Source organism: Shewanella sp. (genome assembly GCF_051658185.1).
GTDB lineage: Bacteria > Pseudomonadota > Gammaproteobacteria > Enterobacterales > Shewanellaceae > Shewanella.
The window spans coordinates 1-9495 of record NZ_JBOFMC010000200.1; the positions used below are offsets into that span (position 1 = coordinate 1).

Annotated in this window: 10 protein-coding genes and 1 pseudogene; 1 reads left to right on the plus strand and 10 read right to left on the minus strand. The window is 50.7% G+C overall.

The annotated features are described in order from the left end of the window. The 6 genes from ACRCZA_RS07925 to ccoN form a co-directional block, all read right to left on the minus strand. A partial coding sequence (locus ACRCZA_RS07925) for a heavy metal translocating P-type ATPase (protein WP_438673913.1) occupies positions 1 to 1257 on the minus strand: 1257 nt, incomplete at its 3' end. A 22-nt stretch (positions 1258 to 1279) separates the two neighbouring features. Further along, positions 1280 to 1759: a FixH family protein gene (locus ACRCZA_RS07930; RefSeq protein ID WP_438673914.1), complete on the minus strand. Its 480-nt coding sequence runs from the start codon at positions 1757 to 1759 to the stop codon at positions 1280 to 1282. 109 nt (positions 1760 to 1868) lie between these two features. Beyond that, positions 1869 to 2837, minus strand: a complete 969-nt coding sequence (gene ccoP / locus ACRCZA_RS07935) for a cytochrome-c oxidase, cbb3-type subunit III (protein ID WP_438673915.1) — start codon at positions 2835 to 2837, stop codon at positions 1869 to 1871. Beyond that, positions 2837 to 3013, minus strand: coding sequence for a cbb3-type cytochrome oxidase subunit 3 (locus ACRCZA_RS07940; RefSeq protein WP_438673916.1), 177 nt, complete (start codon positions 3011 to 3013; stop codon positions 2837 to 2839). Before ACRCZA_RS07940 ends, ccoP begins: the two co-directional genes overlap by 1 nt. A gap of 11 nt (positions 3014 to 3024) precedes the next feature. Continuing rightward, the gene (gene ccoO, locus ACRCZA_RS07945) at positions 3025 to 3651 is read right to left on the minus strand and encodes a cytochrome-c oxidase, cbb3-type subunit II (RefSeq protein WP_438673917.1); all 627 of its coding nucleotides are present in this window, start codon (positions 3649 to 3651) and stop codon (positions 3025 to 3027) included. A 12-nt stretch (positions 3652 to 3663) separates the two neighbouring features. Further along, on the minus strand, positions 3664 to 5100 hold the full coding sequence (gene ccoN / locus ACRCZA_RS07950) for a cytochrome-c oxidase, cbb3-type subunit I (protein WP_438673918.1): 1437 nt from the start codon (positions 5098 to 5100) through the stop codon (positions 3664 to 3666). Positions 5101 to 5325: 225 nt separating this feature from the next. Here ccoN and ACRCZA_RS07955 point away from each other — a divergent pair, with 225 nt between their 5' ends. Beyond that, a complete protein-coding gene (locus tag ACRCZA_RS07955) occupies positions 5326 to 5805 on the plus strand; it encodes a hypothetical protein (protein ID WP_438673919.1) in 480 nt (159 codons plus the stop codon). Positions 5806 to 6088: 283 nt separating this feature from the next. On the opposite strand, the gene nuoN is transcribed toward ACRCZA_RS07955, so the two are convergent. The 4 genes and pseudogenes from nuoN to ACRCZA_RS07975 all read right to left on the minus strand — a co-directional run. Beyond that, positions 6089 to 7552, minus strand: coding sequence for an NADH-quinone oxidoreductase subunit NuoN (gene nuoN, locus ACRCZA_RS07960; RefSeq protein ID WP_438673920.1), 1464 nt, complete (start codon positions 7550 to 7552; stop codon positions 6089 to 6091). After that, complete coding sequence (gene nuoM, locus ACRCZA_RS07965; protein WP_438673921.1) at positions 7549 to 9090, minus strand: NADH-quinone oxidoreductase subunit M; 1542 nt, start codon at positions 9088 to 9090, stop codon at positions 7549 to 7551. Before nuoM ends, nuoN begins: the two co-directional genes overlap by 4 nt. Before the next feature lie 4 nt (positions 9091 to 9094). Beyond that, on the minus strand, positions 9095 to 9244 hold the full coding sequence (locus tag ACRCZA_RS07970) for a hypothetical protein (protein ID WP_438673922.1): 150 nt from the start codon (positions 9242 to 9244) through the stop codon (positions 9095 to 9097). A gap of 4 nt (positions 9245 to 9248) precedes the next feature. Beyond that, positions 9249 to 9495 (minus strand): annotated as a pseudogene (locus ACRCZA_RS07975) (NADH-quinone oxidoreductase subunit L); the annotation flags it as partial.

Genomic DNA, 9495 nt, shown 5'->3' on the forward strand with positions numbered 1-9495 from the left:
GGCAATGGCAGGCTTAGTGTTGGATGCCAGTTCCTGTAGCCGAATGATTTCAGCAACCAGTTGATCTTGCCCTAATGCTGTGACTTTGACTTTGAGCGGTTGGTCAACGTTGATGGTGCCAGCATAAACCATCTGATCCTGCTGCTTTTCAATCGGCATTTGCTCGCCCGTGAGCATCGCCTCATTGACATTACTGTGACCTTCGATGACAACGCCATCGGCGGCGACCATTTCCCCGGGTTTTACCAAAAATATGTCATCGAGACGTAATTTTTTCGCGGGAATTTCTGCTTGCCCCTGTGGGGTGACTAAGTGTGCAGTGAGTGGCACTAACTTGTGCAAATTACTGGAGCTGACAGAGGCTTTTTGTCTGGCTTTTTGTTCAAAGTAGCGTCCAAGTAACAGGAAGAAGGTAAACATGGATACGGATTCAAAATACACCTCGCCAGTGCCATTCACGGTCGCAAAACAGCTGGCAGTGTAGGCGCCGCCAATGGCGATAGAAACCGAGACATCCATATTCAGTTTGCCACTGAGCAAGGTGCGAATGGCGCTAAAATAGAAGGGCTGCGCTGAATAAAGCACCACAGGCGTCGCAAAAATCATGCTAACCCAGCGAAAATAATCACGATACTGCACATCTAAATCGGTAAAGTAGCCAGTATAGAGGGCTAGGGCAAACATCATCACTTGCATAGTGGCAAAACCTGCCAGCCCTAAACGCAGTAAAAATTTGCGGCTATTTTGCTGGCTGGTCCGTTCTTGTTCATCCACTTGATAGGGGGCGGCTTGATAACCAATGCGGCTGATCTGGCTTAAAATGTCACTGAGTTTTATCGCGGTTTTATCCCAAGTGATCAACGCCCTCTGGGTGGTGGAGTTGACCAGCACTTGGCTGATGCCTGGCAGTTGTTTTACTTTGTGTTCAATCAGCCAAGCACAGGCGGCGCAGGTTATGCCATCAATCGAGAGGGAAACCGACTGAAGATTATCTTGAGAATGGACAAAATCTTGCTGCACTTCGGGTAAGTCATAGGCAGAAAATTGCGTGAGCTCCTCGGGGACGAGCGCCGTTTGCTTACTCCCCGGCTCAGTGCGAAATTTGTAGTAGCTCAGCAATCCTGCATCAACAATCGCCTGTGACACCGCTTGACAACCGGGGCAACACATTAATTCATCACGTTCATGAATGCGGGTAACAAACTGCACACCAGTGAGGACAGGCTCATTGCAGTGAAAACAACTTGGATGTGTCATAGCAATACTTATTCACTCACCACTAATTTAACCACAATTGAACATTATCTTTTAATTCAATTCGTTGCTGAACGCGCCATGTACCATCAAAGCCTTCAAGGCGCACTTCCCACGGGCCAGTTAACGGCTCAGGTAACGCCAAGCGATAGCGTTGATTGGCATCGGCGGTGAGGGTCAGTTTGAGATCGTGACTGGCAATTGTCGGGTGATAAAACTCCACTTTTAACGCGGCTTGATAGGCGGGGCCGCCGTGCTGCTTGAATAGAATTTCATTTTGATGTTGCTCAAGGGAAAATTGCATTCCTAATTGCTTGGCATATTTGATTTTACTTAAATCCATATTAATGGCTTTACCGTCCTTATAATAATCCTCGGCCACGAGGGCATCAGAATTGGACAGGGCGATTTTAAGAGTGGCAAAACTGGCGATGACGGCACACAGGGGAAGGATGATTAAAAACCACGGCCAAAACTGCTTATACCAAGGTTGTTGTTCAGTCATGTAGGGGACCCATTAATAAATTTAGTGCCATTTTACCGATAAAAAGCGGCTTTAGCACTTTAAAAAAAAGGCCCCGAGATCTCGAGGCCTTCAGGTTGAACATCGCTAATTACTTGTTTGACAAGCTATAAACATAGGCAGCGATCACATGGACTTTCTCTTCACCCAGAACGTCTTTCCAGGCTGGCATGACGCCAGTACGACCATGTTTAATACTCTCTTCAATCACGCCGCGACTGCCACCATATAACCAAATATCGTCGGTTAAATTAGGTGCACCCATGAATTTATTGCCCTTGGCGTCCATACCATGGCACGCAAAACAGCCTTTCATGAATGAGCCTTGACCAAGAGCGGCGAGTTTTTCATCGTGTTCACGGCCAGACAATTTCACCAGATATTCGGTTAACCCAGCAAGCTCGCTATCATCGATTGGCAAGCCACCTTTTGGCGGCATCATGCCATGACGACCAGCCATGATGGTGGTTTTAATCGTGGCTAAATCACCACCATATAACCAGTCAGCGTCGGTCAGATTAGGGAAGCCCTTGCTACCGCGCGCATCAGAGCCATGGCACTGAGCACAGTTTTGCAGGAACAAACGGCCACCGACTTTCAAGGCTTCTTGGTTTGTCACTAATTGTTCTAGTGGTGTTGCCAAATATGCCGCGAAGATCGGCCCATACTTTTCATCCGCGTGTTTCACTTCTTGATCGTACTGTACATAACGGTTTTCTTTGGCGGCCAGTTCAATCGCCGCGGCCGAATCCGCTTTAATTCCTTGTTCAGTACCAATACTTTGGTTCGAGCTGCTCCAGCCTAATAGGCCTTTGTAGCTTCCTAAACCTGGGAATAATGCCAGATAGATCAAGCCAAACACGATAGTGATATAGAACATATAACTCCACCATTTTGGCAGTGGGTTATTGAGTTCTTCGATACCATCGAAACTGTGGCCCATCGATTCGCCTTCTTTGACATCCGTGGTGTTTTTAGAACACGCACGCAGCAATAGAAAACAACCTGCGATCACAATTAACGAGAGTACGCTAATCCAAATACTCCAGAAGCTACTCATCACTTATTCTCTCCTGAGTCCTTCGATATCTTGCGGATTTCCTCATCGGAAAACACAAGATTAGCTGCCTCATCAAAGGACTTTTGACGACGCGAACTATATGCCCAAGCAAATATACCGACGAAGGTCAGCATCACAATGATGGTTAAAATGCCTTGTAATGTGCCGTAATCCATATATTGCCTCCTTATTTGAGTGCATGACCCAAAGACTGAAGATATGCGATTAAGGCTTCGAGTTCTGTTTTGCCTTCAACAGCTTTTTGAGCGCCTGCAATTTCTTCATCGGTATACAGATCTTGACCTTTGTAACCGCCTTTATGCATGTTACGCAGAATCGTCATCTTATCGCCGGTCAGTTTGCCATCGAGTTTATTTTCAGCCAGCCAAGGGAAGCCAGGCATATTCGATTGTGGAACCACAGCACGAGGATCAATTAAATGCACTTCATGCCATTTATCGCTGTAGCGACCGCCAACACGAGCCAGATCAGGGCCGGTACGTTTAGAACCCCATTGGAAGGGGTGATCCCAAACGGATTCACCGGCAACCGAATAGTGACCATAACGTTCGGTTTCAGCACGCAGTGGCCGGATCATTTGGCTGTGACAGTTATAGCAACCTTCACGCACATAAATATCCCGACCTTCAAGCTGCAGGGCAGTGTAGGGCTTTAACCCTTCAACAGGCTCAGTGGTATCCTTTTGGAAAATCAACGGGGTGATTTCAACAAGGCTACCAAAACTTATCGCGATAACGGTAAAGATCGCTAACAAACCGATGTTTTTTTCAACTATCTCATGATTAAATTTCATCGAGTTTGCTCCTTAAGCCGCTTTAGCTTCAGCCAATTCTGGCAATGAATCTTTAGAGGCATTCACAGTACGAATAACGTTGTATGCCATGATCAACATACCGGTTAAGAAGAAACAACCGCCGAGGAAACGTACAAAGTAGAAAGGATAAGAAGCTTCCAGACTTTCGACAAAACTGTAAGTCAACGTACCGTCAGCGTTCACCGCCCGCCACATCAGACCTTGCATCACACCCGAAATCCACATAGAAACGATGTAAAGCACAGTACCAATGGTTGCCAACCAGAAATGCACGTTAACCAACGCGGTGCTATACATGCGGCCGTGGCCGAACAGTACCGGGATTAAGTGATATAAAGAGCCAATAGACACCATGGCCACCCAGCCTAGCGCGCCGGAGTGAACATGACCTACGGTCCAGTCGGTATAGTGTGATAAGGCGTTCACCGTCTTGATGGCCATCATCGGACCTTCGAAGGTCGACATACCGTAGAAAGACAACGAAACCACTAAGAAACGTAACACCGGATCGGTACGCAGTTTATGCCATGCACCAGATAAGGTCATGATACCGTTGATCATCCCGCCCCAAGACGGTGCAAATAGGATGAGTGACATCACCATACCTAACGACTGCGTCCAGTCGGGCAACGCGGTGTAGTGTAAGTGGTGCGGACCCGCCCAAATATACAATGCAATCAATGCCCAGAAGTGCACAATCGATAAACGGTATGAATATACCGGCCGACCGGCTTGCTTAGGCACAAAGTAGTACATCATCCCCAAGAAGCCTGCGGTTAATAGGAAACCTACCGCATTGTGACCATACCACCATTGCACCATGGCATCCACGGCACCACTGTACATGGAGTAAGACTTGAACAGGCTGACAGGCACGGCCATCGAGTTAACGATATGCAGCACTGCGACTGTGATAATGAAAGCGCCAAAAAACCAGTTAGCCACATAAATGTGCGACGTGGTTCGCTTCACGATGGTGCCGAAAAACACGATGGCATAGGAGACCCATACAATCGTGATCGCGATATCGATAGGCCATTCTAATTCAGCATATTCTTTACCACTGGTAAATCCCATAGGTAAAGTGATGGCTGCTGACAGAATGATGGCTTGCCATCCCCAAAACGTAAATGCGGCGAGCTTAGGTGCAAATAGTCGGGTTTGACAGGTGCGTTGTACGACATAATAGGATGTTGCAAAAAGGGCTGATGTACCGAACGCAAAAATGACCGCATTGGTATGTAATGGTCGCAGGCGACTATACGTTAACCACGGAGTTTCAAAGTTCAGCTGAGGCCAGATTAACTGAGCCGCAATTAATACACCGACTGACATACCAACAATACCCCACAACACAGTGGTTAAGGCAAATTGGCGGACAATGGTGTAATTGTAATCAGCGCCTGTTGGCTGGGAATGGTTCATCATAATGCTTCCACTGCTTATTACTTTTACTTTTAGTAAAGACAAGCTTTACCTGTTATGAAAGACATAAAACTGGTATTTCCCTATTAGGGTTGTTGAGTTATGTCAATGCTTTATCCTACACATTTGTGCGCAAACGTGAGGTTTTGCAATGATACTTGAGCCATGTCAAAAAAGATACCAAAGAAGAAGGACGGAAAGTTGATCTAGATCAACCTACACCATAGAATGTTAACATATTGCATCATAAGGTTAATTTTTGTGCTAACTCATTATCGTCTTGGATTTTTATCGCTGCTCTTAGCATTTAACTTACTGGGTTGTAAAGACAATGTTTCCAAGTCAGCGGTCGATCCGACACTCTGTGATTTTCAGCAGGGTGAATGTGTTAAAAATAGCGACACAGTTGAGTTGCGACTAGGGCTAACGCCCCCCCAGGCACCCAGTGAAAAACCGTTAACATTAAAGCTGTTAACCTCATCCCCAATAACCGATGTCAACATCATGCTCGAAGGCAGAGATATGTTTATGGGGGTTATCCCTGTCAATGTGCAGCAACTCGATGAAAAGACCTATGAAGGTAAACTGCTGTACGGCTCATGTAGCAGCGGTTACATGGTGTGGCGGGGCACCATCAAGTTTAACCATAATGGCGTACCCCAACGCGTGCAGTTCGATTTTCTCGCTGATAACACATCAGCAAAGTGATTCGCCCCGAATGTAAACGGCTAAAAAATCTTCCCAATTGACTCACCGCCCCCACCATCTGATAACTCATCGGGTGGTGGGAGATTCTTAATATTCCCCTTGCTTACCGCGGTAAGATTGTTACCTCATTAATTCGCCCCAGTAACCTTCCATTAAATAGGTAATGTTTTTGGGTGTGGTATGTAAATTGTTGGCAGGCGGGGATGCTCAAGGCAAAAAAAGATCGTTTAAGAGGCTTAAACGATCTTCATCATAATCAATGACGGTGGATTAAACGCGAAGGTTATTGCAACACGACGTGCTGGAACCCTTGCACTAGGCTGATGACTGGCTGAGGATAGACCCCTAGCAGTACCACCAATACCGCCGAGAGCAATACCACCACACCGCCGGAGGAGAGGGCCCAGTCGGCGCTGGCATCCCGCTGCTGCATGCCAGGTTCACGCAGATACAGGGTCACCATCACCTTGAGGTAGTAATAGAGCCCCAGCGCACTGCCCAGCACAATGGCGCCCGAGAGCCACCAAAGCTGCGCCTCAACGGTGACGCCAATCAGGTAGAACTTGCCGATAAAGCCCAGCGTCATCGGGATGCCCGCCAAGGAGAGCATCATCACCGTTAATACGGCCGTGAGGTAAGGGCGCTTCCAGAACAGGCCGCGATAGCTGTGCAGCGAGTCTGCATCCTTGCCGCGATAGGGGCTCGACATCATGCTCACCACGCCAAAGGCGCCTAGGCTGGTGAACAGATACATCAGCAGATATACCCCGGCCGCTTCCACCGGCATCTCGCCGATGCGGCTCGCCACGATCACCGCCAGCAGGTAGCCGAAGTGAGAGATAGAGGAGTAACCCAGCATCCGCTTGATGTTGGTTTGCACCAGTGCGAGCAGGTTGCCGGCGAGAATAGAGATGACCGCCATGGCCGCCAGTAGCCAGTGGAACATCGGATCTGCGGCAGCGGGCACCGCCAAATAGAAGCGCAGTAGCACGGCAAACACGGCGATTTTGCTGACGGTGGCGAGGAAGGTCGCGACCGGGGCCGGGGCACCTTCGTAGACATCTGGGGTCCAGAGGTGGAAAGGAGCCAATGACAATTTAAAGGCAAAGCCGACCAGCATGAGTCCCAGACCGCCCATCAGTAACGGATGGTGCGTCGGACTTTGGGCTAAGGTCTGGCCTAAGTCTGCAAAGCTCAGGCTTCCCGCTTGGGCATAGAGCAGCGCCATACCAAACAACAGGAAGGCGGTGGCGGCGGCAGAAAGTACCATGTACTTTACCGCCGCTTCCAGCGAATGACGCTCGCGGTAGGCGTAACCCACCAGACCGAACATCGGCAGGGTCAGCATCTCGATCCCGATAAACAGCGACGCGAGATGGCGGGAGCAGGCCAACACCAAACCACCGGCGGTGGCGATCAGCAGCAATAGGAAGAACTCTTCCTTGTTGTCCGGGTAGGCCTTCAGCCACGAGCGGCCGAAAGTACAAGTGGCCAAGGCACCGATCAGCACCAGCCCCATGTAGAAGACCGCGTAGCTATCGACTTGCAGTAGCGGGGTGACGCCCTGATCGCCCTGCGCCATCACGATGGGCAGCGAGAACAGCGCCAAGTTGAGGCCGACAATGGTCACGGTAAAGGCGGTGGTGACACAGCGGCGCCAAGCAATCGCCAGCATTAAGGCGGCGATTGAGCCAGTGGTCAACAGCAGCGGAAGCAGTGTCAGCAGTTGGGAAGTGGAGAAGGTCATTGCAGGGCTCCAGCAGTTGGCTGCAGATACCAGTGCAGCACGTTGCTGAGGCTGCTGCTGGCGGTATCAATCACGGGTTGGGGATAGAGGCCGAGTAGGACCAAGAGACCGGCGATTGTCATCATCATCACGAGTTCGCGGCGATCTAGCCCTTTTAGGATGCTATCGTCTTTGGCTGGGCCAAAGCAGGCGCGTTGCAGCATGATAAGCGAGTAGACCGAGGCCAGTACCAGACCAAAGGTGGCAATAGTCGTGATAACCGGAGCCACTTGGTAGCTGCCGACTAAGATCAGGAACTCACCGACGAAGTTGCCCGTGCCCGGCATGCCAAGCGACGCCACCGAGAAGAACAGCATCACCCCCGGCAGATAGCGCAGGCGTCCCCACAGACCGCCCATTTGGCGCAGATCCCGGGTGTGCAACCGCTCATAGAGCTGACCACAGAGGATAAAGAGACCGGCGGCAGAAAGACCGTGGGCGATCATCTGCACGACAGCGCCTTGCAATGCAAGTTCACTTCCTGAGTAGATAGCGATCATCACAAAGCCCATGTGGGAGATACTGGTATAAGCCACCAAGCGTTTGATGTCGGTCTGGGCAAACGCCACGATGGCGCCATAGATAATACCGACAAGACCCAGCATCATAGCGTAGGGAGCAAACTCGGCCGAGGCCTCGGGGAACAGCGGCAGGGCAAAGCGCAGCAGACCATAGGCGGCGGTTTTGAGCAAAATCCCCGCCAAGTCTACCGAGCCTGCGGTCGGCGCCTGACTATGGGCATCCGGCAACCAGCCGTGCAGTGGCACCAGTGGCATCTTGACCGCGAAGGCGATAAAAAAGCCCAGCATCAGCAACCATTGAACACTGTGGCTCATCGGGGTGTTGAGCAGATCTAGGTAGTTGAAGGTAAAGACGCCAGTAGCATGTTGGTGGGTTAGCACCAGCCCAATGATAGCGACCAGCATGATAAGCCCGCTCACCTGGGTGTAGATAAAGAACTTGGTCGCAGCGTTGATCCGAGATTTACCGTCAGTGACCGAGTGGCCCCACAGCGCAATCAAAAAGTACATGGGGACCAGCATCATCTCCCAGAAGAAGAAGAACAGGAACAAGTCCAGCGCCATGAACACGCCGAGCACCCCGCCCAAGATCCACAGCAGGTTGAGGTGGAAAAAGCCGATGCGCTGCACAATCTCTTTCCACGAACAGAGGACGGCCAGCACCCCGATAAAGCAGGTGAGGATCACCATCAGCAAGGAGAGGCCATCGACGGCCAGATGCAAAGAAATGCCAAAGCGGGGGATCCAAGGTTGGCGCCATTCGGCGATCCAAGGCGCGGCAGCACTGCTACCCGTGTTATCAAGGCCCGTGGCGGCCAAAGAGAAATCACCACTGAGCCAAATGGCGCAGGCGAGCAGCAGGCTGAGGCCCATAGACAGCAGGGCTATCCAGCGGACAAACTGTCCGCCCAGACGCTCCATCTGCCAGCAGAGCAAGCCGCCGATAAAAGGAATTAGCAAGATCCAGAGTAAGGTCACGGTATCAGCTCTCGTTCAAGTTCATATAAGATTGCTCGCCCTGGGCAATCAGGGCGGGCAAACAGCCTAGCGCTGGGAAGCTGCGATGAGGTAGCGCCCGATTCATCGAGTCTTTTATCGCATAGTTCATCGCACGGTTTTTTGAGTCGTTCATCGCGTTATCCCAGTAGTAACAGCGCCAGCACCAGCACGGCGCCGATCCCGATGGAGGCGGCGTACCAGCGCAGATTGCCGGTGACTGTCCAAGCCAGCAGTTGGTTGCCGCGAAGGGCAATCCAGGCGGGCAGCCCCATCATCCAGTCCAGCGGGTCGCGCCCCAGCAGTCTTGTCGAGAGCAAATAGGGTTTGACCCACAGCAGGTTATAGAGCCAGTCAAAGCCCCAGGCGTTAAACCACAGCGTGCCA

Excerpts from the sequence above, each read along its gene's own strand:
- ACRCZA_RS07930 (WP_438673914.1), bottom strand. The coding sequence starts at position 1,759 with ATGACTGAACAACAACCTTGGTATAAGCAGTTTTGGCCGTGGTTTTTA.
- ccoP (WP_438673915.1), bottom strand. The coding sequence starts at position 2,837 with ATGAGTAGCTTCTGGAGTATTTGGATTAGCGTACTCTCGTTAATTGTG.
- ACRCZA_RS07940 (WP_438673916.1), bottom strand. The coding sequence starts at position 3,013 with ATGGATTACGGCACATTACAAGGCATTTTAACCATCATTGTGATGCTG.
- ccoO (WP_438673917.1), bottom strand. The coding sequence starts at position 3,651 with ATGAAATTTAATCATGAGATAGTTGAAAAAAACATCGGTTTGTTAGCG.
- ccoN (WP_438673918.1), bottom strand. The coding sequence starts at position 5,100 with ATGATGAACCATTCCCAGCCAACAGGCGCTGATTACAATTACACCATT.
- ACRCZA_RS07955 (WP_438673919.1), top strand. The coding sequence starts at position 5,326 with ATGTTAACATATTGCATCATAAGGTTAATTTTTGTGCTAACTCATTAT.
- nuoN (WP_438673920.1), bottom strand. The coding sequence starts at position 7,552 with ATGACCTTCTCCACTTCCCAACTGCTGACACTGCTTCCGCTGCTGTTG.
- ACRCZA_RS07970 (WP_438673922.1), bottom strand. The coding sequence starts at position 9,244 with ATGAACGACTCAAAAAACCGTGCGATGAACTATGCGATAAAAGACTCG.